23 protein-coding genes are annotated in these 23,328 nt (G+C 62.9%); 13 read left to right on the forward strand and 10 right to left on the reverse strand.

Annotated features, from left to right (window positions below; genetic code table 11):
• Positions 1-10: 10 nt before the first annotated feature.
• The gene (ruvX, locus tag Q0996_RS25005) at positions 11-526 is read right to left on the reverse strand and encodes a Holliday junction resolvase RuvX (protein WP_299626787.1); all 516 of its coding nucleotides are present in this window, start codon (positions 524-526) and stop codon (positions 11-13) included.
• Positions 527-717: 191 nt separating this feature from the next.
• Between ruvX and gatC the strand changes: the two genes are divergently transcribed.
• The 3 genes from gatC to gatB are packed head-to-tail and all read left to right on the forward strand — an operon-like array spanning position 718 to position 3,971.
• Positions 718-1,005: an Asp-tRNA(Asn)/Glu-tRNA(Gln) amidotransferase subunit GatC gene (gene gatC / locus Q0996_RS25010; RefSeq protein ID WP_299626791.1), complete on the forward strand. Its 288-nt coding sequence runs from the start codon at positions 718-720 to the stop codon at positions 1,003-1,005.
• A complete protein-coding gene (gene gatA, locus Q0996_RS25015) occupies positions 1,005-2,480 on the forward strand; it encodes an Asp-tRNA(Asn)/Glu-tRNA(Gln) amidotransferase subunit GatA (RefSeq protein ID WP_299626793.1) in 1,476 nt (491 codons plus the stop codon). Before gatC ends, gatA begins: the two co-directional genes overlap by 1 nt.
• Positions 2,481-2,522: 42 nt before the next feature.
• A complete protein-coding gene (gene gatB / locus Q0996_RS25020; RefSeq protein ID WP_299626796.1) occupies positions 2,523-3,971 on the forward strand; it encodes an Asp-tRNA(Asn)/Glu-tRNA(Gln) amidotransferase subunit GatB in 1,449 nt (482 codons plus the stop codon).
• Here gatB and Q0996_RS25025 read toward each other — a convergent pair.
• Together Q0996_RS25025 and Q0996_RS25030 are read right to left on the reverse strand one after the other, a co-directional pair.
• Complete coding sequence (locus Q0996_RS25025; RefSeq protein WP_299626799.1) at positions 3,968-5,107, reverse strand: DUF2336 domain-containing protein; 1,140 nt, start codon at positions 5,105-5,107, stop codon at positions 3,968-3,970. The two genes, gatB and Q0996_RS25025, sit on opposite strands and share 4 nt — an antisense overlap.
• A 295-nt stretch (positions 5,108-5,402) precedes the next feature.
• Complete coding sequence (locus Q0996_RS25030; protein WP_299626802.1) at positions 5,403-6,092, reverse strand: cupin domain-containing protein; 690 nt, start codon at positions 6,090-6,092, stop codon at positions 5,403-5,405.
• A 176-nt stretch (positions 6,093-6,268) separates the two neighbouring features.
• On the opposite strand from Q0996_RS25030, the gene Q0996_RS25035 reads away from it, so the two are divergent.
• The gene (locus tag Q0996_RS25035; protein WP_299626805.1) at positions 6,269-6,964 is read left to right on the forward strand and encodes a glutathione binding-like protein; all 696 of its coding nucleotides are present in this window, start codon (positions 6,269-6,271) and stop codon (positions 6,962-6,964) included.
• A gap of 131 nt (positions 6,965-7,095) precedes the next feature.
• The gene (locus Q0996_RS25040; RefSeq protein ID WP_299626807.1) at positions 7,096-7,716 is read left to right on the forward strand and encodes a glutathione S-transferase N-terminal domain-containing protein; all 621 of its coding nucleotides are present in this window, start codon (positions 7,096-7,098) and stop codon (positions 7,714-7,716) included.
• 33 nt (positions 7,717-7,749) lie between these two features.
• Here the strand turns inward: Q0996_RS25040 and Q0996_RS25045 are convergent, their stop codons facing one another.
• The 6 genes from Q0996_RS25045 to Q0996_RS25070 form a co-directional block, all read right to left on the reverse strand.
• Positions 7,750-7,950, reverse strand: coding sequence for a hypothetical protein (locus Q0996_RS25045; protein ID WP_299626810.1), 201 nt, complete (start codon positions 7,948-7,950; stop codon positions 7,750-7,752).
• Between the two features lie 141 nt (positions 7,951-8,091).
• Entirely contained in the window at positions 8,092-9,036 is a 945-nt protein-coding gene (locus tag Q0996_RS25050; protein WP_322096801.1) for a DMT family transporter, read from the reverse strand.
• A gap of 86 nt (positions 9,037-9,122) precedes the next feature.
• On the reverse strand, positions 9,123-10,091 hold the full coding sequence (gene glk, locus Q0996_RS25055; RefSeq protein ID WP_299626813.1) for a glucokinase: 969 nt from the start codon (positions 10,089-10,091) through the stop codon (positions 9,123-9,125).
• A complete protein-coding gene (otsA, locus tag Q0996_RS25060; RefSeq protein WP_299626816.1) occupies positions 10,088-11,473 on the reverse strand; it encodes an alpha,alpha-trehalose-phosphate synthase (UDP-forming) in 1,386 nt (461 codons plus the stop codon). Before otsA ends, glk begins: the two co-directional genes overlap by 4 nt.
• On the reverse strand, positions 11,470-13,314 hold the full coding sequence (locus tag Q0996_RS25065; protein ID WP_322096802.1) for a glycoside hydrolase family 15 protein: 1,845 nt from the start codon (positions 13,312-13,314) through the stop codon (positions 11,470-11,472). The genes otsA and Q0996_RS25065 overlap by 4 nt, the downstream gene beginning before the upstream one ends.
• Positions 13,315-13,921: 607 nt before the next feature.
• Positions 13,922-14,539 (reverse strand): XRE family transcriptional regulator, encoded by a 618-nt coding sequence (locus tag Q0996_RS25070; RefSeq protein WP_299626819.1) that lies wholly within the window; start codon positions 14,537-14,539, stop codon positions 13,922-13,924.
• Between the two features lie 792 nt (positions 14,540-15,331).
• Here Q0996_RS25070 and Q0996_RS25075 point away from each other — a divergent pair.
• Positions 15,332-15,733, forward strand: a complete 402-nt coding sequence (locus tag Q0996_RS25075; RefSeq protein WP_299626822.1) for a DUF6362 family protein — start codon at positions 15,332-15,334, stop codon at positions 15,731-15,733.
• Between the two features lie 25 nt (positions 15,734-15,758).
• Here the strand turns inward: Q0996_RS25075 and hspQ are convergent, their stop codons facing one another.
• Entirely contained in the window at positions 15,759-16,136 is a 378-nt protein-coding gene (gene hspQ / locus Q0996_RS25080) for a heat shock protein HspQ (protein ID WP_322096803.1), read from the reverse strand.
• Between the two features lie 461 nt (positions 16,137-16,597).
• Here hspQ and Q0996_RS25085 point away from each other — a divergent pair, with 461 nt between their 5' ends.
• From Q0996_RS25085 to Q0996_RS25115, 7 genes are all read left to right on the forward strand, one after another.
• Positions 16,598-17,092 (forward strand): TadE/TadG family type IV pilus assembly protein, encoded by a 495-nt coding sequence (locus tag Q0996_RS25085; RefSeq protein WP_299626825.1) that lies wholly within the window; start codon positions 16,598-16,600, stop codon positions 17,090-17,092.
• Positions 17,092-17,622, forward strand: coding sequence for a TadE/TadG family type IV pilus assembly protein (locus Q0996_RS25090; protein WP_299626828.1), 531 nt, complete (start codon positions 17,092-17,094; stop codon positions 17,620-17,622). The genes Q0996_RS25085 and Q0996_RS25090 overlap by 1 nt, the downstream gene beginning before the upstream one ends.
• Positions 17,623-17,943: 321 nt before the next feature.
• Positions 17,944-18,168, forward strand: a complete 225-nt coding sequence (locus Q0996_RS25095) for a hypothetical protein (protein ID WP_299626831.1) — start codon at positions 17,944-17,946, stop codon at positions 18,166-18,168.
• Positions 18,165-19,721 carry a hypothetical protein gene (locus Q0996_RS25100; protein WP_299626834.1) on the forward strand — a complete coding sequence of 519 codons (1,557 nt, stop codon included), beginning with the start codon at positions 18,165-18,167 and terminating at the stop codon, positions 19,719-19,721. Before Q0996_RS25095 ends, Q0996_RS25100 begins: the two co-directional genes overlap by 4 nt.
• Before the next feature lie 150 nt (positions 19,722-19,871).
• On the forward strand, positions 19,872-21,413 hold the full coding sequence (locus Q0996_RS25105) for a hypothetical protein (protein ID WP_299626837.1): 1,542 nt from the start codon (positions 19,872-19,874) through the stop codon (positions 21,411-21,413).
• A 116-nt stretch (positions 21,414-21,529) separates the two neighbouring features.
• Positions 21,530-21,961 (forward strand): hypothetical protein, encoded by a 432-nt coding sequence (locus Q0996_RS25110; RefSeq protein ID WP_299626840.1) that lies wholly within the window; start codon positions 21,530-21,532, stop codon positions 21,959-21,961.
• Positions 21,962-23,099: 1,138 nt separating this feature from the next.
• On the forward strand, positions 23,100-23,328 hold a 229-nt coding region (locus Q0996_RS25115), incomplete at its 3' end, for a hypothetical protein (RefSeq protein WP_299626843.1).

The raw sequence follows: 23,328 nt of genomic DNA on the forward strand, positions 1-23,328 counted from the left end.
TCGGCCGGGGTCAAGAACTGGCGTCGTTCTCTTCCGATTCATCGCTGGCCCGGGCGCCGGCGGCGAGAGCATCGAGGGCGCCCTGCAGGATGTAGGCCGCGGCCATCTTGTCCACGACCTCGGCCCGGCGCTTGCGGGTCATGTCGGCTTCGTCGATCAGCAGCCGCTCGACCGCTGCCGTGGACAGGCGCTCGTCCCAGAACACCACCGGCTGGGTGAAGCCGGCCTTCTCGGCGAGGTTCCGCGCGAACTGGCGGACGGACTGGCAGCGCGGCCCCTCGCTGCCGTCCATGTTCACCGGCAGGCCGATGACCAGCCCGCCCACGTTCCTCTGCCGGCAGATCTCTGCGAGGTGGGCGGCGTCCTCGGTGAACTTGCCGCGCCGGATCGTCTCCAGCGGGGAGGCGACGGCAAGGGCGGAGTCGGAGACCGCCAGACCCAGGGTCTTGCTGCCCGGGTCGATTCCCAAAAGGCGCTGACCGCGCGCCAAATGGCTCCGCATGTTCGAGAGTGCGACCTCAGCCATCGCGCCGTTATAGGGAGAGCCGGAGAGGCCGGCAAGGTGCGGCAGCGGGCGCCGGCTCGTTCTTGCAGGCCAATGGGCCGGGTGCTAGTTTCCGGCGGTTTTCAATGCCCCAGATCCCCAGTTTCGCTGCGCCGCGGTGCTTCGGTGTGGCGGCTCGAGACGGGGCCTTCCGAAACGAGGATTGCTGGCCGATGTCGGTCGACAAAGACACCGTCGCGAAAATCGCGAGATTGGCGCGCATTCGCGTCGAAGACTCCCAGAGCGAGGCATTGGCCGGGGAACTGTCCAATATTCTGGGCTGGATCGAGCAGCTCTCGGAACTGGACACCGAGGGGGTCGAACCCATGACCTCGGTGGTTTCCATGAAGCTGCCGCTGCGCGACGACGCCGTCACCGATGGCGGATATCCGGAAGAGGTGACGGCAAACGCCCCCGAGGCCGCCCACGGGTTCTACGCCGTCCCGAAGGTGGTCGAGTGATGGCGGCGCTGGCCGATCTGACCATCGCTGGCGCCCGGGGCCTCCTGGGCAAGGGCGAGGTTTCCGCCAAGGAACTCACGGAAGCCCACATCACGGCCGTCGAGGCGGCCCGGCCCCTGAACGCCTTCATCACGGAGACGCCGGAGAAGGCGCTGGAGATGGCCGAGGCCTCGGACAAGCGCCGCGCCGCCGGCGAGGCCGGCCTGCTGGAGGGCCTGCCCATCGGCATGAAGGATCTCTTCTGCACCGAGGGGGTGCTGACCACCGCAGGCTCCCATATCCTCGACGGCTTCCATCCGACCTACGAGTCGACCGTCAGCCGGAATCTCTGGGATGCGGGGGCCGTGCTGCTGGGCAAGACCAACCTGGACGAGTTCGCCATGGGCTCCTCCAACATGACCAGCCACTACGGCGGCGTGGAGAACCCCTGGCGCAAGTCCGGCGACAACCGGCCGCTGGTGCCCGGCGGTTCCTCCGGCGGTTCCGCCTCCGCCGTGGCGGCGCGCTGTGCCCTGGGAGCGACGGGAACCGACACCGGCGGATCGATCCGCCAGCCGGCGGCCTTCTGTGGCATCGTCGGCATGAAGCCGACCTACGGGCGCTGCTCGCGTTGGGGGATCGTCGCTTTCGCGTCGTCCCTCGATCAGGCCGGGCCGATGACCCGGACGGTCCGGGACTCGGCGATCATGCTGCGCGCCATGGCGAGCTACGACCCCAAGGACTCGACCTCGGTCGACCGGCCGGTGCCGGACTACGAAGCGGCAATCACCGGCGACATCCGGGGCATGAAGATCGGCATCCCCAAGGAGTACCGCATCGACGCCATGCCCGAGGAGATCGACGCGCTCTGGCAGCAGGGCATCCAATGGCTGGAGGCGGCGGGGGCCGAGACGGTGGAGATCTCCCTGCCGCACACTCATTACGCCCTGCCGACCTATTACATCGTCGCGCCGGCGGAAGCTTCCTCGAATCTCGCGCGCTACGACGGGGTGCGTTACGGCCTGCGCGAACCGGGGGAGAGCCTGGACGAGATGTACGAGGCGACCCGCGGCAAGGGCTTCGGCGCCGAGGTGAAGCGCCGGGTGCTGATCGGCACCTATGTGCTTTCTGCGGGCTACTACGATGCCTACTACAACAAGGCCCGCAAGGTGCGCAGTCTGATCGCGCGGGATTTCGCCAAGGCCTACGAGACCGTCGATGCCATTCTCGCGCCGACGGCCCCGTCGCCGGCCTTTGGCATGGGTGACAAGATGGACGACCCCATCGCCATGTATCTGAACGACGTCTTCACGGTGCCCGCCTCGCTGGCGGGGCTGCCGGGCATCTCGGTGCCGGCAGGCCTGTCCCAGGACGGCCTGCCGCTGGGCCTGCAGATCCTGGGCAGGGCTTTCGATGAGGAGACGGTCTACAGGGTGGCCGGCGTGCTGGAAGAGGCGGCGGCCTTCGAGGCCAAGCCGACCTTTTTGGCGGCGTGACGGATCGAGCGGGCTCTTGAACTCGCGAGGCGGAGAGCGGAGATGGCATTGATTGAAGGCAAGACAGGCGCGTGGGAGATGGTCATCGGGCTGGAGGTGCATGCCCAGGTGATCTCCAAGGCCAAGCTGTTCTCCGGCGCTTCGACCGCCTTCGGGGCGGAGCCCAACAGCCAGGTCTCCCTGGTCGACGCGGCTATGCCCGGCATGCTGCCGGTCCTGAACAGGCACTCGGTGGAGCAGGCGGTGCGCACCGGCCTGGGGCTCAATGCCAAGATCAACCTGACCTCGGTCTTCGAGCGCAAGAACTACTTCTACGCCGACCTGCCCCAGGGCTATCAGATCTCCCAGTACCTCCACCCCATCGTGGGGGAGGGCACGATCATCCTCGACCTGGAGGACGGCGAGACGCGGGAGGTGGGGATCGAGCGCCTGCATCTGGAACAGGACGCCGGCAAGTCGATCCACGACCAGCATCCGAGCCAGTCCTACATCGATCTCAACCGCTCCGGCGTGACCCTGATGGAGATCGTCTCCAAGCCGGACATGCGCTCGGCGGAGGAGGCGGGGGCTTATCTGCGCAAGCTGCGCACCATCCTGCGTTATCTGGGAACCTGTGACGGCAACATGGACGAGGGCTCCATGCGGGCCGACGTGAACCTCTCGATGCGGCGGCCCGGCGAGCCTTTCGGCACGCGTACCGAGACCAAGAACGTGAACTCCATACGCTTTGTCCAACAGGCCATCGAAGCCGAGGCCCGGCGCCAGGTCGAGGTCTTGGAGGAAGGCGGCGAGATCGTCCAGGAAACCCGCCTCTTCGACGGGATGACCGGCAAGTCGCGGTCCATGCGCTCCAAGGAAGAGGCCCACGACTACCGCTATTTCCCCGATCCCGATCTGCTGCCGCTGGAACTCGATCCGGCGTGGATCGAGGAAATCAAGGCAAGCCTGCCGGAACTGCCGGACGCCAAGAAATCGCGCTTCATGAGCGGCTTCGGCCTGCCGGCCTATGACGCCGGGGTATTGGTGGCCGACCGTGAGATCGCCGCGTTTTTCGAGACCGTGGCCGAAGGTCGCGATCCCAAGCTGGCCGCCAACTGGGTGACCGGTGAGTTCTTCGGGGCGCTGAACAAGAGCGGCATCGAACTGGCCGACACGCCGGTCGATGCCAAGAAACTGGGCGGTCTGCTCGACCTCATTGCCGACGGCACGATTTCCGGGCGTATCGCCAAGGAGGTCTTCGAGGCTATGTGGGAAAGCGGCGAGGATGCGTCGGCCATCGTCGAGGCCAAAGGCCTGAAGCAGATCTCCGACAGCTCGGAGATCGAGGGGCTGGTGGACGACATCATCGCCAACAACCCCAAGCAGGTCGAGCAGTTCAAGGGCGGCAACGAGAAGGTGCTCGGCTGGTTCGTCGGCCAGGTGATGAAGGCGACCCAGGGCAAGGCCAACCCCGGACTGGTGAACCAGGTGCTGCGCCAGAAGCTGGGCTAGGCTTCCGCTTCCAGGCTTCCGAGTTGGTAGAGGACGCTTTCGAGGGTGTCCGGGCTGAGCCGGTCGTAGACATGGACCAGCCGCTGGATAATGCGCTTCTCATCCGCCTTTTCCCAGCCGATCGCCCTTTGGCAGCGGACATCGAAGACAACGTCGAGGGCGATCCTGAAAGCATCCGTCAGATGAGCCGGGATGCGGGAGCGCTCGATCAGGCTGTGAAAGTCGGTTGACTGGGTATCGGCCAGGGCGGCGCGGGTCTTGGCCGAGGGGAAGCGGGCCAGGGTGGCGATACAGATCGCAAAGAGATCCAGCCTGCCGACGCAGAGCGTGCGCAGAAGCAATGTCGGTGTCAGGGCACCTTTGAGACAGAGCCTCATGGCGGCAGCCTCGATCTCGTAGTTGGACGTCGCCGTCTCCAACGACTGGACCAGGGCCCGTTCCCGCCCGTGAGAGATCATCTTGCCGACCAGGACCTCCGGCAGGGCGTGCTTTTCGATCAGGCGCTTCTGAAGATCTTCAGAAACCAGGTTTACAAGCTGCTCCTTGACCGCAATGGGCAAAGTCGGTCGGTCGACAAGCAGCGCCTGCACCTCCGGTTCCCCACCGAAGACATCGACGACGGTCTGAAAGGAATCGTCGGAGATCCGGGCGCCATCGTTGGCGAGTAGCGTGTCGACCACGGCCTTCTTGCCGGTACTCACCAGCGCGCCGGACACCAGCTCGCTGACCGTCGAGCGCTGAGCGATGGCTTGCTGCTTCACCGTATTGCCGTCTCCGATGATGGAGACCAGATCCTCGTCGGTCAGCACGATCGAGTACTTGAGGATGGGCACGGCCACCGCTTCAATGTCGTCGGCCAGCATGCGGGCAATACTGTGGGGTAGGAAGGGGCAGCCCTTGATGTGCTCCACCAATGACAGACGCACTTCGACCTCGGCATCGCAGGCCAGCCGCCGGAAGGTCTGGATCGCGGCGAGCCGCTCGTCCTCCGACAGGCGCCCGTGGGCGAAGGCATCGCCGAGGCGGGCCGCCGTTCTTTTGTCCTGCTCGGCGGACCGGCCCGAGTCCGACCTGGTGCGATCTTTGGCATCCGAACTCGTGGGGTTATCCCGCGTTAAAGTCGGAGGCTGCGTCATCGACTGCTCCATCTGGTGGTCAATCAATTGTGATCAGCGTACACGAAAAGATAGTAATAATCAAATATTAACGTATAAAAATTCAAATATTATTTAAGCTCTATTTAAAAGAAATTTATCTCGTATTTTATCGAATTTGAAGTTTTCAAAGTAACTGACCGCAAGACAATAGGTAGAGATTTCCCCGCAAACGTGAGGTTCAGGGATGTGCAGGACTGGGCCGCAGGTTCCCGGAGCGCTATCTGTGGATTGAAGAGGGCGCGCAGGTCTTGCCTTGGCTTGCAGGCGCCGCTGATCAGTGGGATTTGTCGCCCAGATGGTTGCGCTTCAGGTAAAGGGTTGTCTCGGTCGTCGCTGTGAAACTCCGGTCCAGGCCCTTGGGTTCACGCAACCACGCACCGGCGTTCAGACGGTCCGCATGCGATTTGAGGCAGCCGGAGACAACGAAGACCTCGAGGCCCCGCGGTGCGGCTTCGGGAGTCGTCAAGGCTGCCGGCAGGTCCGCACCGGCAGCAATGCGCAGGAGCGCGATATCTTCGGGAAACCGCTCGTCTTCGTAGAGCGGCAGTCGCTCAACGCCGGGCGCGGCGGCCTGCCATTCGGCGGACCGCGTGTCGACGACCACATGTTCCCGGCCGGTGCCGGCAAACTGGCAAAGTTTGACGAAGAGCACGCAGCCCTCCGCGGAGAAGGGGGCGTGACGGAACCCAGGCGGGTTCAAAAGATAGGTCCCTGCAGGGTAATCCCCGTGCTCATCGGAGAAGACGCCCTCCAGCACAAGGATCTCCTCTCCTTGCGGATGATCGTGCGGGTGAAAGGCGGAGGCCGCATCGTAGCGGACGACAGAGGTGACGCGGCTGAATTCGCCATCCACCAGGTCCAGCCGCTTGCGCCAGACCGTCGGGCTCGGGCTTGCCTGCCACTCCATGGAAGCGATGTCCATGGCCGCAGGGCGGCTGAAATCGGCGTTCAGGCTGGTTTGCATGGCGACCTCGTCATCATCCTACCTCCAGGTAGGGGCGCTATCGGACCGAGGCAAGGACGAGCTTCCTGCTTGCAATCGCGGCCCTCCGACCGCATTTCTTCCGGATGCGCGGCAGAGGTGCCGTGGCGTGGGGCCTTCGGCGGGCACTGCGGTTTCATGGGGCAAGGGAGAAGGTCATGGCAATCGAGCTCTATTCCTGGGCAACGCCCAACGGGCACAAGGTGCATATCATGCTGGAAGAACTGGGGCTCGCCTACAACGTTCATCCCATCAACATCGGCACCGGCGACCAATTCGATCCTGAGTTCCTCAAGATCAGTCCCAATAACAAGATGCCTGCCATCGTGGACCCCGAGGGGCCGGACGGGGAGCCGATTTCGGTCTTCGAGACCGGGGCCATTCTCATCTACCTCGCCAACAAGCACGGCCGGTTCTTTCCCGAGAACCCGAGAAGCCGCTATGCCGCCCTGCAATGGCTGATGTGGCAGATGGGAGGGCTCGGGCCCTTTCTGGGGCAGGCGCACCACTTCCGCTCCTACGCGCCGGAGCGTATCGAATACGCCTACAACCGCTATACCAACGAAGCCAAACGGCTCTACGGCGTGCTCGACAAGCGGCTGGCCGAGGCCCGCTATCTTGCGGGCGACGACTACTCCATCGCCGACATTGCAGCCTGGCCCTGGACCCGCTATCCGGATCGCCAGGGCGTGGAGCGCGACGACTACCCGAACTTCAAGCGCTGGTTCGACGAGATCGCCGAACGCTCGGCGGTGCAGCGCGGTGTCGAGGTGCTTACCGATTTGCGTAGCGATGGCTTCGACGACAAGGCGCGCGAAGTCCTCTTCGGTGCGACCCAATACGCCAGACGATAGCCCGACATGCCTCCGATATCCTGGGGCTGAAACCTGGGAAGGCAGAGTGCCCCCCTCTTGCATCCGAGCCGGCGCACCTGCAGCTTGCCGCCAGCGAATGTCACATCGATTGAGTTTGGGAGAGCCGCGCCGTGACCATCGATCTCTATACCTGGAAGACGCCAAACGGACGGAAGGCGTCCATTGCTTTGGAAGAACTGGGACTCGACTATGCGGTGCATAGCGTCGACATCGGCAAAGACGAGCAGTTCGACCCGGAGTTTCTCAAGATCAGTCCCAACAACAAGATCCCGGCAATCGTGGATCCCGATGGGCCCGATGGCGAGCCGATCTCCGTCTTTGAGACCGGTGCGATCCTGCTCTACCTGGCGGAGAAGACCGGACGCCTGATGCCAGGAGATCCGCGCGGCCATGCGCTCGCCATGCAGTGGCTGATGTGGCAGATGGGCGGCTTCGGCCCCATGCTCGGACAAGCACATCATTTCCGTCGCTTCGCGCCGGAACAGATCCCCTACGCGGTCGATCGCTATTCGAACGAAGCCAGACGGCTTTATGGGGTGCTGGACAATCGATTGGCCGAGGCTGAGTTTCTAGCCGGCGAGTATTCGGTGGCCGATGTCGCCACTTACCCTTGGGCCGCCCGGCATGAATGGCAGGGGATCGCTCTTGAAGACTTCGGCAACGTCAGGCGCTGGTATGACGCCATCGCGGCGCGCCCGGCTGTTGCGAAAGGGATGACCGTGCCCGCTTAGCCGGGAGCGGCGGCCATCTGCGTCGGTGCTGGTTCAGGCCGAAGGCCGGCGGCCCCGGCGGCGTCCTCGCGGACGCAAGGCAATCACCTCTGAAGGGGGCGAGCCCGGACGGCCGAGAAGCCCTGAAAGCTCATCCTTGCAGCGCTGCAGGTTCAGCAGTTCCCGCGAGTCGTCCCGGTCATAGACCTCGACACAGCTGAGCTTGATCTCAACGAGATCGATCAGCGTTTCCAAGGAAGACTTCGATAGTCCCATAAGGGCTCCCCTGATTGATTTGATTAGACCTAGAGCCAATTTTTAGTCAAATCAGTTAAGGGCACGTAAAGGATACCCGCCAGACACGGATTAATTTCCGCAGAGAGTAGGACTCTAGGACTAAGGCAGGTTCGTCGACCGGGTGCGCCGTCCACGGGTGCGATGCTTCAGCCGGGTCAGGACAGCCGGCAGACGCCCATCGATCACGGCGAGACCCAGGAAGATCAAGGCCATACCAGCCAAGGCCGTCAGCGTTATCTCTTCACCCAGGGCGGTGGATCCCAGGATCAGCGCGGCGATGGGAATCAAGAAGGTGACCAGGAGCAGATTGGTCGCCCCGGCACTTGCCAGAACCTTGAAGTAGATAATGTAGGCGCCCCCCGTACTCACGGTAGAGAGCACCAGCAGGGCGAGCCAGGTATCGGCCGTGGGGCGGAATGCCCAGGGCTGATCGACCATCAATGCGGCGGGCAGCAAGATGACCGTGGCCGCGCCTGTCATCCCAGCGGCGGCGACCACTGGATCCAGGTGGCGCAGCCGGCGCCCGAAGATGCCGGACAGGGCATAGAACAGGGCCGCAGCCAGCACGGCAATCTGCGCCCAGGAGTCTGCGCCCAACCCCGTGAGCGCGGAGGGACCGATCAGGACGACAGCCCCCAGGAAACCCACCGTCACCCCCAGGGTGCCCTGCCGGGTCATCCGTTCGTCGCGGGTCAGCATGTGCGCCAGGACGAACGTGAAAAGCGGTGTCGTCGCGTTCAAGATCGAGGCCAGGCCGCTGTCGATCCGGGTCTGGCCCCACATGATGAGCGAGAACGGCAGTGCGTTGTTGATCAGACCCATCACGGCGAGGGCCCCCCAATCCGCAAGGGCGGTGGGAAAGCGCTGGCCACGGATGGCGGCGATCCCAAGCAGAGCCAGCGCGGCGAAACCAACGCGTCCGCAAGCCAGCGTAGTCGGTCCGAGATCCCGCAGGCAGATCTCCGTCAAAAAGAACGAAATCCCCCACAGCAGCGCCAGGAGAATGATCAGCAGCCAGTCGCCGGCCCGCATCTTGGCAGACACCGTCAGTTACCTCCGTCGGATCAGGACGGGGCAAGAATAGGCGGCTAGTCGTTGGCCTCTATCCGCTTCTTGCGACGGATGCACAATCACCCAAGTTGCCGGGCCGCGGCGGCAAGCCCGGCAAAGGCTGCATTGGGCCGGGTGATCAACCAGGTCGGGATGGTTGAGAGGTAGCTCTGCAGGCGTCCCTTGCTCTCAAAGCGATCCCGGAACTGCGAAGCGGCCAGGATCTCCGGAAATCTCGGCAGAATGCCACCGCCCAGATAAACGCCGCCGCGCGCGCCATAGCAAAGCGCGATGCTGCCGGCAAAGGAACCGAGCAGGTTGCAGAACATCTCCAAGGTTCTATGGCAAAGCGGGTCCGAGCCATCGACTCCCCGGCTCGAGATCTCCGCCGGCGTAATGGTCTCCGCCCTCGAGTCTTCCAGGGCCGCGAGCGCCTGATGGATGTTGGAGAGACCGGGACCGGAAAGCAGGCGCTCGGCCGAGATATGCCCCAAGCGGCCACGGATCACGGCAATCAGTTCGGACTCGTGATCGTCGGCCGCGGCCATGGTTGCATGTCCGCCTTCGCCGACCAGAGGAATGGGGTGCGGATCTGCCGGCAGCAGCGCCGCCACGCCGAGCCCCGATCCGGGCCCGACGACGGCCAGCGGACCCTCCGTCCCTCCCAGTTCAGGCCCGATGGACCGACGGTCCTTTGCTGTGAGCTGGATCAGACCCAGGGCGAGGGCGGCATAGTCGTTCATCAGCTTGACGTGATGAAAGCCGAAGCGCTGGCGCAGGTCGCTGGCGCTGGTCTCCCAGGCCGTGTTTGTCATCAGCGCCCGCTCCGGACTGACGGGTCCGGCAAAGGCGAGGACAGCGTGTTGAGGTGTCGCTTGCACTCCAAAGCGGTCCAAGGCCGCCGCAAGGGCATCGTAGGCGGTTTTGTGGTCGCAGACGTTCAGGTTGAGGACTTCGCTGGTGCCTTCCGCCCGCAGCAATGCAAAGCGCGCGTTGGTTCCCCCGATGTCGGCGAGGACCGCCGCACTCTGGTGTTCGGTGCCCGTCAATGCACCCGGCTCCCCCGTTGAAGGGCCAGCAGAAAATTCTCGCGCCAAGCCGTCACGTCATTCTCGACGATAGCCCTATACATGGAGCGCCAACGCTCGCGTCGCGCCTTCAATGGCATGGTCAAGGCTTCCTGAAGCCGCTCCGCAACGCCCTCGACATCATAGGGGTTCACAACGAGTGCGCCATCCAGTTCGCGCGCCGCACCGGCAAAGCGCGACAGAACCAGAACGCCCGGGTCCTTTGACGACTGCGCCGCGACGAACTCCTTGGCAACGAGATTCATGCCATCGCGCAGTGGGGTGACAAGGCCCACCCTGCTGGAGCGGAAGAAGCCGGCCAGAACGCGGCGGCTGAAACTCTTGTTGAGATAACGAATCGGCACCCAGTCATACTCGGCAAAGGTGCCATTCACCCGCCCTGCGGTGGCCTCCAGATCCCGCCGGATCTCGATGTAGTCCGCCACATCGGACCGCGAGGGCGGATTGATTTGCAAGAAGACCACCTTGCCGCGGTTCTCGGGGTAGCTGGTCAAGAGTTGCTCAAAGGCCTCTACCCGGTTGATCAGTCCCTTGGAGTAGTCAAGACGGTCGACGCCAATGATGAGGTCTCTGGCCTGCAGGCTCTGCTTGAGACGATGGACCTGTTTGGACTCCCCGCTTTCCGCCGCCATCTTGGCAAAGTCTTCGGTGTCGATGCCGATTGGAAAGGTCCCCGCGCGTAGGACACGGCCGAAGGCCTTGATGGTGCCGTTCCTGCCGACCTCGCCGCCCGCTTCGCGCCGGATATAGTCCTGGAAGCAGGAGAGATCTTCCTTTGTCTGAAAGCCGATGAGATCGAAGGCGCAGAGAGCCTTCACGATGTCACGGTGCATCGGCAGGGCGGTGAAGACCTGCAGGGCAGGCCAGGGAATGTGCAGGAAGAAGCCCATTTTCTGCTTGCATCCGGCACTGCGCAGGCGCTCGGCGAAAAGGGCGAAGTGGTAGTCGTGGACCCAGATGACGTCGGTGTCTCTGAGCAGCGGGTGAAGGCGATGCGCGAAGAGGGAATTGACACGCTGGTACCCGGCCCATGTGCGATGCGCGAACTCGGTCAAGTCCAGACGATAGTGAAAAAGCGGCCAAAGGGTCGAATTGGCGAAGCCTTTGTAGTACTCGTCATAGTCCCGCTGGGTCAGGTCGACGGTCGCATAGGTGATCCGGCCTACCTCCGCCACGTTCGGAACGTCATAGTCGCGCGCCAGGACCTTGCCGCTCCATCCGAACCATATGCCGCCGCGCTCACGCAGCGCTGCTCTCACCGCAACGGCCAAGCCCCCTTCTGAACCCGACTTGGCCGGCCGCGCTCCGGCGACACGGTTTGAGACGACCACCAGGCGGCTCAATAGGCCTCCTCCCAGGATTTCGAGAGACGCATGGCTGAGTTGATGAGCCCAACCATGGAGTAGGTCTGGGGAAAATTGCCCCAAAGCTCGCAGTTGTCTGGGGAGAGATCCTCGGAGAGCAGGCCCATCGGGTTTCGGGCTGCCAGCATCGTCTCAAAGAGCTCGCGTGCTTCTGCGGTGCGCCCGACCGCCGCCAAAGCGTCTATGTACCAGAAGGTACAGACGTTGAAGGCGACCTCGGGCGTGCCGAAGTCGTCCGGGGCGGCGTAGCGATGTATGAAGCGATCGTGCTTCAGCAGCTTTTCGATTTGGTCCAGCGTCCCGATGAAGCGGGGGTCGTCTGCCGGCAGGAAGCCGATCTCCTGGAGGCAAAGCAGACTGGCATCCAGGTCCCTGCCACCGAATGTCGAGACGAGGCAGCCAAGGTCGTCATTCCAGGCGTGCTCCAAGATGCCTTCGCGGATGCGCTTCGCCGCCGCCGACCAGTGCTTTTGGCGTCCGATCAAGTTGAGCCGGCCGGCGATCTTCGACAAGCGATCGCAGGCCGCCCAGCACATGACGCTGGAGTAGGTATGGACCTGCTGGCGTGTGCGCAACTCCCAGAGGCCGGCGTCCGGCTGATCCCAGAGCCTTGTCGCCTGCTCGCCGAGCTTCTCCAGCTTTTCGTAGAGGCTCATATCGCCGGGGTGTTCAAGCCGCCGATCAAAGAAGCTCTGTGTCGATGCCAGAATGACGCTTCCGTAGCCATCGTTCTGGATCTGAGTATAAGCACGGTTGCCGATGCGCACCGGCCCCATATCGCGATAGCCCGCGAGAGACTCGCAGATCGTTTCCTCAAGTCTGGCCTCCTGGGAAATGCCGAAGACCGGTTGCAAGTGTCCGTCAGCCGCATTGGCCCCGACGTTCGATGCAACGATGTTGGAAATGTAGCTGAGATAGTCTTCCATCGTCTTTGTCGCGCCCAGGCGGTTCAGGGCATGGACGACGAAGTAAGCATCGCGCAGCCAGCAGTAGCGATAGTCCCAGTTGCGGCCGGAGTGCGGCGCCTCCGGGATCGAGGTGGTCATCGCGGCGATGATCGCGCCGGTCTCCTCGAAGCTGCACAGCTTGAGCGTGATGGAGGCACGGATCACGGCATCCTGCCATTCGAACGGCAATGCGAGATAGCGGCACCACTCGCGCCAATACTCGTCGGTTTTCTTGAAGAACTCACGGCTGGTTTCGTCGACCGGCGCCGTGAGGCTCTCGTCGGGCCCCAAGATCAGGGTCGTGGGCCGCTCGAGCGTGAAGGCGGTCTCCTCAACGATGTAGGTGATCGGAGCATCCGTCGTCAGGCGCAGGGTCAGGTGCGGCATGACGTAGCGGATGTGGTTGCTGCCGCGGGTGATCTCAGGCGTTCCCCGGCCGTAGTCGTAAGTCGGCTTGAGGCGCAAGAGAATGCGTGGACTGCCCGAGACCGGGCGGATGTGGCGTATGATGGATGCAGGCCTGTAAACCCGATCGAACTGTTTGAAGCGGGGCGCGAAGTCGGTGATCTCGACGACGCCGTCAGCATGGTCGTAGAGCCGGGTAATGACCACGGCGGAGTTATTTCTGTAGTGCTGTTCGGCCCGCACAAAGTTCAGTAGTTCGACCTCGTAGAGGCCCTTTGAATCGCCCTCGCTACCGGCGACGAGACTCGAAAAGACAGGATCGCTGTCGAAGCGGGGCATGCAGGACCAGAGAATGCGCGCTCTCTCGTCCATCAAAGCGCCGAAGGTACAGTTACCAATGACCGAGAGGTTAAGCGTCGTCATGGCGCAGCCGCCCGTGTGTGTTGAGCAAGGAGGTTCTCCGGCCAAGGTCCGGCATCTGCCGGTCTTCCTTTAGCCCTGATTGCCGAACTCTCAACCCGCAGCGGCAGGCCGCGGTGTCTGCTGTTTTCAAAGTCCATACGGTGAGTCTATCGCAGGGTGGGGGAGCGGAAGCGTCTCTAGGCAGAGCGTGAGGGACAGGGCTCAGGGTCCATCTTCAGGTCAGCGGATCGGTCAGCCAGACCAACATAGCGCTTGTCCCGGAGGTTGCCCATATCGAACCGGCTGCAGGACTGTGGCTCAGCGAAGGGGGATGCGGCCGGATTGTAGGCATGCGGTCAATCGGACCGCCGAACGCATGAGCCTGATGCCGCAGGTGCTGAACTCGTGCTCTCATCTCCACGACCGTCGACCAGCGGGGTCGCGCAAATGGCGCCGGATGAGCTCTCTTGCCGATGCGCAAAAGCTCTCCTGACTTCGAGTCTCTGCCGGAAGGAGTGCTGCTCGACAGCAATCAGTGACTATTGCATAAATCGCAATACTGCGCAACCTTATGATGGAGTTAGCGCAATATATTCGCCACCAATTTCAGAAGGGATCTCTGAGGGTTTCCTGGAAACTCAAGAAATAAGCGGATTCCGCAACCGGGGGTCCGTCAGGAACGGGGCCTCAGCTTGACCCAAGTCACCGGCGCGATCCACTCGACGGCGACGTTCTGCTCGATCGGCGTGGAGGAATTCACGGAAACCAGCGTCACCTTTCCGGGCGATCCGCCCGGTTCCACGATTTTGACGAGCTGACGCCCGTCTTCGGTCTGTACGACACACTCTCTGCCAAAGCAGTTGGCAAGGTCCAGGCCTTCGTCGCGCGAGTAGCCGAGATGCTCCCCGTCCTTGAACCGCGGGGCCATCGAACTGCCCCGTACGACCACACAGACACCTCCGCCTTCTCCTTGAGGCGCCTCGATTTTATAGAGGCCGCCGCCCTTGGCATGGTCGTCTATCGATAGAACGGTCTCACCCGCGCCAACGTAGCCCACCACCAAGCTCGATGCCCGCATTCCCTGGGCGATGGCGGTGCCGAGCTTCGGCATCAGATCGTCCAAGGGGGTCTCGAGGTATTCGGCAATCTCCACGGCCTCTTCAATCTTGATGCTGCGGTTCTTGTTGAGGATCTCGGTGATGCGCGAGGGATCGAGCCCCATGTGTTTGGCCAGCCCGCGCTGGGTCTTCCCGAGCTGGCGAAGGCGCTGCTGAATCCATTGCTTCTCCATCTTTTGATATTGCGATATTCGTCATTCAATGTATATTGCAGAAATCGCAATTTTAATGGTTGGTCATAGCGAGGTTGGGTCTCAGGAGAGGAGGTGGCCGTTGGTCCATTCAAGGCAAAGCGGTGGGAAGCAGGGCCCGGAGAAGGGTACACGGGGGTCAGCGCAGGCTTTTGCGAGCGGGCGGAGAACGACCGCCAAGCGGGTTCAGATCGACGTCTGTCGGAGTCTGAAGGACCGCCTGCCGGCGGACTGGGTCCACTGCCCCCTGCCGCTTGCCGAGCCCGACACTTCCCGAAAGGAGGCAAGCCCCCACATCCTTGTCATTGCACCGACGGGCCGCTGCCACTTCCTGTTTGCCAAGGCCCCGCCCGACCAGTGGTGGGACGGCGATATCAGACGGGTTCCGGCCGAACCCCTGACGCGTGAAGAGGATGCCTTGATCCGGCGATTGAGAAAGGCCGGACACGCGGCCCGGGCGGTCTGGACAACAAAGGACGCGCAGCGGGCTCTCGCTAGCTGGGGGTGCCGGCTCTCGCCGGATGGTTCCGCGCTTGCGCCGGGCGGGGAGGGCACGCCAACCCGCCGCCCGCCGCGTCAATCGAGGCAGCAACTGAAACTGAACTCATCTTGGGAGGACAAGGCTTGAGCCCGCAGGTGCCTGCCCGGACTGCTAGAGAACAATCGGCCCGTCTGCTCTTTCAAAGTCGACTGGCCCTACAACATGGCTATGCTCTCGCGCGCGGCGGCGGTTGCGGAGAGCCGACTTTAAGGGATGCAGTCTGGGAGCTGCTCATGGAAGCGGCGGACACCTTGAAACGCCTGCCGAACCGCGAACGAGGATGGTTGACCGCCGCCAGCCGCGCCCATTGGCCCGACATCGTGCAGGAGGATCAGGAACTGAACCTGGCTGCGTCACGGAAATCGGCGCGCGCTCAGTCAGATCGTATCGCCCGCATTCCGGCACCTGCCGATGCCATCGATCGGATGGATACGGTTTTGCTTTGGTTGCCCCATGCCGGTGGATCGAAGCCGCGACGCGATGTTGCGGTCCTCTTCGCCTTGGCATGCGGTGTGAAGGTGGCCCGCCTCAGGCAGCGCTTCGGCTGTGGCCGGCGAACGGTCTATGACATCCGCGACCGTGCTCTGGCACGGCTCTGTTCATGGCTCGACAAGGAGGTCGGCCCGATCCAATGAGCCGGTGCCCGCGCCCCATCGCCTGCTAGTTCGTTTGGGACTGGCGCAGGACGTAGTGGCCGTCCTCAAGGCCATCAAAGAGCAGGTCCACCTGCGGATGACCGACGGCATCGCCCGTTTCGTCGACAACCAGGTTTTGTTCGGACACATAGGCGATGTATGAGGTTTGCTCGTTTTCGGCAAGGAGATGATAGAACGGCTGGTCCTTGGTCGGGCGGATCTCCTCGGGAATGGCCTCCCACCACTCGTCGGTATTGGAAAACTCCGGGTCCACGTCAAAGATCACGCCGCGAAACGGGAAGAAGCGGTGCCGTACAATCTGCCCGATCTGGAACTTTGCCGTTCGCATCAAACGCTGACCATGTTGCTGCGTTCTTTGGGCATTCCTGCCCTTCCTAGTCATATGCTGCCTTGATCCCATGAGACAAGGGGGCCGGTTCCAGGACCCCTTGGGCAATGACGGAGGCGGCAAAAGAATCGCTTCGATTTTGCCTCAATTGGCCGCCGATTTTAGCTAAGAAACGACTGTGGTTATGCGAGGTAATAACATGAAATTGCGTAATAAAATGTTTATCTCAATTGCTTGGGATTTCTGTCAGCGTCTTGGTGGTGCAGATGCGGTTTCCGCGCCGCCGCCGCGGCCGATTCTCTTAAGGCTTTGTTAGGCGGAACACAGTCGAATCGTCTGATGGGAGGATCAGGACTCGCGGCCTGAGAGGGGTTGCGGGCCTCCCTTGAGAGGTTTCGATGCTTGCGGTTCGATGGCTACAGCAGGGGGTACAGCAGGCAGGCCGGCCTATTCGGGCGGCACTGACCGGAAGGCTGCGCCTGGGCCCCGCCAGGCGTGGGCGGCGTGCTGTCTCCTTGCTGCGCGACGACGACGGCGGCGTCCTGATCGAGTTCGCCCTGGTCGCACCGCCCTTCCTGCTGTTGATGGTGGGCCTGATCGAGATGTCCATCATGTTCTTCACCAGCAGCGTGATCGAAGGCGCCACCAAGGAGGCGGCCCGGGCGATCCGCACCGGTCAGATCCAAAGCCAGGCCGATCCGGTCGCAGCCTTTCAGACCGAGCTTTGCGATTCGCTCCACAACGTCATCGACTGCTCCAAGGTGATCTTCAACGTTCAGACCTTCGGCAGTTTCGCAGCGGTCTCCATGCCGATCGAGACCGACGAGGACGGCGAGATCATCAACACCGGCTTCGCCCCGGGCGGCAGCGGCGCCGTAACCGTGGTGCGGGCGATCTACCGTTGGGACTTTACCACGCCCCTGATGAACGAGGTTATCTCCACGGGGATCGCCGGCAACCTGATCGTCTCGACGGTCGCCTTCCAAAACGAACCCTACGATGTGAACTGATGGCGGGCCTGGCACGAAAATTCGCCGGAGACAAGGGCGGCAATGCGACAGTGGACTTTGCCTTTCTGCTGCCCATCATGCTGATGCTGTTTATCGGCGTGGTCGAGGTGACCAATCTCCTGCGCCTGGACCGCAAGGTCGTGGCCTCGGCGCAGACCACGGCCGACCTGATCACCCAGCAGCGATCGGTGACCAGCGGCGACATCACCGACATCCTGCGTGCCGCCGAGCTGGTGCTCGAGCCCTTTCCGACCACCAGCCATGCCGTGGGGATCGCGGCGGTTCGCTTCGATGACGATACCGGGGCGCCGATCCTCGACTGGCAGGAAAGCAAGAACGGCGGCAGCGTTCCCAACGCCCTGACGCTGGCACAGAACATGGGCGCACCGGGCGAGGGTGTGGTGATCGTGCGGGTCACCTACAGCTACAGCCCCGTGTTCTTCGACTTCGTGATCAGCGAGACCAGTCTCGAGGAGATCAGCATTCTCCGGCCGCGGCGCAGTTCCATTGTGGAAGGCCCAGCGCCTTGATCGGCGTCCCCTTGACGGGGAACCGGCAAGGCCGATGGCAGCTCCGCTGAGCGCAGCCGGAGGCATGACGGACAGAAACCTGAGGTTCAAGAAAATTCCGTAATTCGCAATTTTTTTTGTTGCACAGCTTGCACGGTTTTGGCATCTTGTGAGGGTACCGGCCACGCACTGCGGTCGGCACTATCCGACCGGTCGCACAGCGTATTGAGCGCCCCTACAGCGAAAGGTCGTAGTCTCCCGGAAACGCTCCCCGGAGGATGAACCGCGATGCCGAAGCGCAGCGACGATGCTCCGAGTATTGCGCAATCCGCAAGAAACACTGTGGCCAAACCGAAAGCGGCGAGACCTGCGGGCGAAGACAAGGACCGGTCGCTGGCGCCGCTGGACTTCATGCTCGCGGTGCTGCGTGACCCCGAGGCCAGCCTGGCCGACCGCAAGTGGGCGGCGGAGAAGGCCGCGCCCTATCTGCACCCGCGCCTGCAGACGGTGGAGCACGGCGGCGAGGTGGTCCTGCGCCACGAGGACGCCCTGAAGGATCTGGCATGAGCGCCGCCGGCGCGCGCGAGCGCGCCGTTCGCCAACGCCTGAAGGACGATCTGGTTCACTACGCGGCGCGCTGTCTGAAGATCCGCAGCAAATCCGGCCGGCTCGAGGCGCTGCAGCTCAACAAGGTGCAGCATTTCATCCACGACCGCCTGGAAGCGCAGAAGGCGGACCTCGGCCGGGTGCGGGCACTGATCCTGAAGGCGCGGCAACCCGGCGTCTCGACCTATGTGGGCGCGCGCTTTTATTGGCAGGTGACTCACGGGCGCGGCCTGCGCGCGTTCATTCTCACGCACCGCGACCAGGCCACCGCGAACCTCTTTGCGATGGCCAAGAGGTTTCACGATCTATGCCCGCCGCCGGTGAAGCCGCTCACCAAGGCGAGCAACGCGAAGGAACTAACCTTCGGCTTGCTGGACTCCGGCTATCAGGTGGGCACCGCCAAGGCCTCGGGTGTCGGCCGCTCCGACACCATCCAGTTCTTCCATGGCTCCGAGGTGGCCCACTGGCCCAATGCCGAGGAGCATGCGGCCGGGGCCCTGCAGGCCGTGCCCAAGAGCGACGGCACCGAGATCATCCTGGAGTCGACGGCCAACGGCGTCGGCGGGCTGTTCTACAATCTCTGGCAGTCCGCGGTGCGCGGGGAGGGGGACTATCAGGCGATCTTCATTCCCTGGTTCCTCCACGAGGGCTATCGCAGCACGGCGCCGCGCGGCTGGAAGCCGCCGCCGGCCTTTCGCGACTACGGCGCGCTTCATCGACTGAGTCGTGCCCAGGTCCACTGGGCCTGGGCCAAGAACGCCGAACTGGCGGCCGCCGCCGGCGAAGCGGGTGATACCGTTACGTGGCGCTTCAAGCAGGAATACCCGGCAACCGCACAGGAGGCTTTTCAGGTGAGCGGCCAGAGCTCTCTCATCCGCCCGGAACTGGTGGTCCGCGCGCAGGGCCACAAGGCTGGCGGCCAGGACCACGCGCCGTTGCTGCTGGGCGTCGACGTGGCCCGCGGCGGCGGCGACCGCTCCCATCTCATCGACCGCCAGGGCCGGGCGGCAGGGCAGCGCATCAACCGCGCCGTCGACTGCGCCGACACCATGGAACTGGCGGGCCTGGTGGCGCGGGAGATCGAACGCCTGCAGCCGGAACGCACCTTCATCGACATGGGCTCCTTCGGCGCTGCGGTCTACGACCGCCTGGCGGAACTGGGCTACCGCCGCCGCGTGACCGGCGTGAACTTCGGCGCCCGGGCCCAGGACGCGCGCCAGTACGCCAACAAGCGCGCGGAGATCTGGGGCGCATTGCGCGACTGGTTGGCCGACCCCGGCGGCGCCGAACTGCCCGACGACCCGCTGCTGCACAGCCACCTCTGCGCGCCGGGCTTTCAGATCAACAGCAACCAGCAGCTCCTGCTGGAGGCCAAGGAGCGCATCAAGGCGCGCCTCGGCCTCTCCCCCGATGCCGGCGACGCCCTCGCGCTCACCTTCGCCGAGCCGGTGCGCCGCGAACGCCGCGCGCCGCCGATGCGCAGCGAAACGGCCTACGCCATTCACGACTGGTAACGCCTCTCTGCTTCTGGATTGCCGCGGCGGCAACGGCCCGGCGCAGCCAACGTTCGGTCCTGCCTCTCCTCCCTGCCGAACGGCGCCGGGCCACCCCGCCGGTGATCCCACTGCGAGCCTCTGCCTCCGCCCTCTGACCGGAGTCCTTTCATGACCGATGAACCCTCGGCCGTGGCGGCCGGCGATGCTGCCGGCGGCCCGGTTTCCCTTGCGCCTGAGTCACCAGTGGAAACGCCGCGTGAGCCTGCCCAGCCGCGCCGGTCGATCTTCGACCGGCGCAGCGTGCCGCCGCTGTCGCCGCAGGAACGGGCAGTGCGGACGGACGCGATCGAACGCTCGCTGCAGTTCGGGGCGGAGCCCGTGCGCGACGGGCGCGGCTGGGCCCAGGAGGTGGACTTCATCGAGGCCAACCGCGAAGCGGTCGAGCCCTGGAAACACGACCGCCGCGACAAGCGGTTCTACCGGCGCAGCCAGCAGGTGGCCAAGGCGGCGGGACAGTTGATCGGCCAGCCCGGCGACCGCATCGAGCTGGCCACGCGCTTTGCCCGGCTGCACCGCCGCGAAGGCTCCGACGTCGAGGGTGCCGTGCGCCGCGGCCTCTTCGACGCCATCTGGCGCTTCGACCATGTCTACGACAGCTACACCGTGCCGCGGCGCTACGGCACCCACATCATGAAGACCGGCCGGGTGGCGGCGGTGGCGGAAGAAGCCCGCCGCCGGTGGCAGGCAGAGGGCCTGGCCCCGGCCGATGCCTTCTGGGTCCGCAATCGACGCAACACCGGCCTCGTGCTGGTTAGCCCAAACGCAGACCCGGATGCGCTACCTAGCGAGGAGATCCTGGGCGGGGAGGGCGTCGAAATGGTCGTCGGCCAAGCGGACATCGAGGAGGCCTTCGAACCCTACTTTCCGGAAGGCGCCGATCGCGTCCCGGCGGAACATCTGGGAACGGACTTCGGCACCAAGCAGCCGGTGCGTTTCAGCTATCCCGATCTTCCGCTTGCCGAGAATGCCGCCGCCTCGAAGACCCGTCTTCTAGACGGCTCACCGGCCCCGGTGATCAACCTCTCAAAGGACCGCATCGCCAACATCCTGGCCGATGAGCCCGCCGTCTTCGAGATCGCGGATTCTCCAACAGCAAGTGGCGAAGAGCCGTGGTATGCGTTTCATACACAGGGCTATTGGGCGGTCTGGATCCATCAGGACTTGATTGTGCACGTGGCCGAGCAGATGGATGTCGATCCCGACTTGGTCAAGGCAGTCATGTATGTGGAGAACGCCCATGGCGCATCTTACGGCTGGATCCCAGAGTCGCTAGGAGCAGAAAAAACGACTTTGCCTATGAACATCAATCCGAAGACCTGGGGCACCCTGATCGGTGATGAGCCGGATTTCAATGACGCACTCGTCAATGTTAAAGCTGGCATAATGCTGATTCAAAGAATCCAAGAACGAGTCAAAGATCCAACCGTTGCCAAAGTTGCTTCACCGTACAAGTTCACCGGTCAAGAACACGTAACTGATTATGGTGCCAGGGTTGCGCGGGTATACGAAACGCGCGCATGGGAAAGAACGCCTCTAGGATTCTCTGATTCGGAACTCAACAAGACGCCAGATCGAAAGACATACCTGGAGGAGTTTCATCGCCGCCGGAAAGAGCTGAAAAGGCATCTGGGCTCCGAAGTATCTGAGTGATCAGAAACAAAGAATCTCCCTAGAATCGCCTGATTGTCGTCACAGTTGGATAGCAAGCGAGGAGTGCGTGCCGTAAGGCTTGGCCGACAGAACAGCAGCCTAATGGGGTAGACACGTTGGCAGCAGTTGGTATTGCTTTTTTGTACCTTGCTTGGTTCCTGTCCTGGTTTGGCACCTTTGCGACAACATGTACCGGCAGCGATCCGAAATCACTTGCAGGCGGCCTGGTTCTCTCTGTTGGTCCATACCTGGTATCTTTCGCTTGTCTTCGCTTTGCTAGCATCAACCCCTTTGGACTCATCGTAGCGCTGCCATTAATGCTCCTTCTGGTTCGCCAAGCCTATTGGGGAGCGCAGCTCTTCATCGTGGTGACCATAAACGGGCGGAGCGCATGCAGCCACATGTTCGGTGAGGAGTTTGGGCCTTCGCAGGGCGGCTGGCTCGAGCAAGTTTATGCGCCGTACTACTTGTTTGTTAGTCTGGGAGCGATTGCCGCGCTTGGTTACGCGCATTGGTGTCATTGGCAAGAACGCCAGAGCACCACGTAAGCCATACATATCGCGGCGCCAGCAGCTCGTCGTGGATACCGTGCAACTCGTCTCGATTTCGCCCTGATTTGATCGAACTTCTGACACTGCAGCGAAAGAAGCTGGCGGTTGGATTTCTTGGTACTCGTTGGGGGGATGTCAGCTTGGCAGCTTGGGTGATCCCGGTTCTGTATCTCGCTTGGGCTCTGAGCTGGGGTGGGACCTTTATGACGACCTGCACCATGGGAGATCCAAAGTCACTGGCTGGCGCTCTCATGTTTTCTTGCATTCCTTATGCTGCAGCAATTGCGGTCCTGCTGGCTTGTCACCTAAAGCCCATTGGCCTCGTCATTGCTATGCCGCTGGTGCCTTTTATGCTCTGGTAAGCAGCTTGGGGTTTTGAGCTCTTCGTTTGGCTGAACATCAATGGACGCAATGCCTGCAATCTTATGATGGGTGAGGAGTTCGGAGAGGCCGACAGCGATTGGTTTGAGCTGCTCTACGCACCCTACTACATCTCCATGAGCCTCGCTTCGGTGTTTGCCATTGCCTGTTCGCATTGGCGCTATCGGTGCACGCACAAGAATCTCGTAGCGGGACCGGATGCGGTGCCGCCGCGTGGGCCAGGGAGAGAACTGTGACAAGGTGGTCTATCGTACCCTTATACCTGGCGGCATTTCTTAGCTGGGGAGGAACCCTTCCTCAGCACTGCCCGATGGGAGATGCGCAGGCACTTGGGGTGCACACCATCTTGTCAGCTCCCTGCTATCTACTCGCCTTCGTGATACTGGTTAGAGCCCGCCTGGACACAGAGGGACTTGCTCTTGCTCTACCGCTCCTTGGGTTCATGGTTTGGCAGGCATACTGGGGGGTGCAGTTATTCAAGGTTACGAACATCGCCGGTCTGAGCCCCTGCGATTTCATATTGAGAGATCCCCCTCACGGCTTTGCTGATGACTGGTTTTTGGACTATGCCTATGCGCCGTATTACGTTTCGGTCAGCCTCGTTTCGCTGACCACGGTTGCTTACGCGCACTGGCGATATCAGCGGGACCGCAGGGGTGGCGTCTAGGCAGTGCTCAAGACTGAGCTAACAGTCTTCTGAGCCTTCGCCTTTGAAGGCGCTTTCTTGCCGCCGCCCTTCCGAACGGAGTTTTCCATGACAGACGAGGCCTCTCCGGAGGATGCCGGCGCGGGCGTCGGCGGCACAGGACCTGCTGTGCCTTCACCGCCGGAACGCCGCCGGCCCTTGATCTTCGACCTGCGCGCGGTCGCGCCGCTGTCGCCGGAGGAACGGGCGGTGCGGACGGATGCGATCGAACGCTCGCTGCAGTTCGGGGCGGAGCCAGTGCGCGACGGGCGCGGCTGGGCCTTGGAGGTGGACTTCA

Source organism: Pelagibius sp., from assembly GCF_028289705.1.
In the GTDB taxonomy this organism is placed as follows: domain Bacteria; phylum Pseudomonadota; class Alphaproteobacteria; order Kiloniellales; family Kiloniellaceae; genus Pelagibius.

Coding starts and splice junctions, on each gene's coding strand:
- ruvX (WP_299626787.1), bottom strand. CDS start 526: ATGGCTGAGGTCGCACTCTCGAACATGCGGAGCCATTTGGCGCGCGGT.
- gatC (WP_299626791.1), top strand. CDS start 718: ATGTCGGTCGACAAAGACACCGTCGCGAAAATCGCGAGATTGGCGCGC.
- gatA (WP_299626793.1), top strand. CDS start 1,005: ATGGCGGCGCTGGCCGATCTGACCATCGCTGGCGCCCGGGGCCTCCTG.
- gatB (WP_299626796.1), top strand. CDS start 2,523: ATGGCATTGATTGAAGGCAAGACAGGCGCGTGGGAGATGGTCATCGGG.
- Q0996_RS25025 (WP_299626799.1), bottom strand. CDS start 5,107: ATGACGCAGCCTCCGACTTTAACGCGGGATAACCCCACGAGTTCGGAT.
- Q0996_RS25030 (WP_299626802.1), bottom strand. CDS start 6,092: ATGCAAACCAGCCTGAACGCCGATTTCAGCCGCCCTGCGGCCATGGAC.
- Q0996_RS25035 (WP_299626805.1), top strand. CDS start 6,269: ATGGCAATCGAGCTCTATTCCTGGGCAACGCCCAACGGGCACAAGGTG.
- Q0996_RS25070 (WP_299626819.1), bottom strand. CDS start 14,539: ATGGAGAAGCAATGGATTCAGCAGCGCCTTCGCCAGCTCGGGAAGACC.
- Q0996_RS25075 (WP_299626822.1), top strand. CDS start 15,332: ATGGAAGCGGCGGACACCTTGAAACGCCTGCCGAACCGCGAACGAGGA.
- hspQ (WP_322096803.1), bottom strand. CDS start 16,136: ATGACTAGGAAGGGCAGGAATGCCCAAAGAACGCAGCAACATGGTCAG.
- Q0996_RS25090 (WP_299626828.1), top strand. CDS start 17,092: ATGGCGGGCCTGGCACGAAAATTCGCCGGAGACAAGGGCGGCAATGCG.
- Q0996_RS25100 (WP_299626834.1), top strand. CDS start 18,165: ATGAGCGCCGCCGGCGCGCGCGAGCGCGCCGTTCGCCAACGCCTGAAG.
- Q0996_RS25105 (WP_299626837.1), top strand. CDS start 19,872: ATGACCGATGAACCCTCGGCCGTGGCGGCCGGCGATGCTGCCGGCGGC.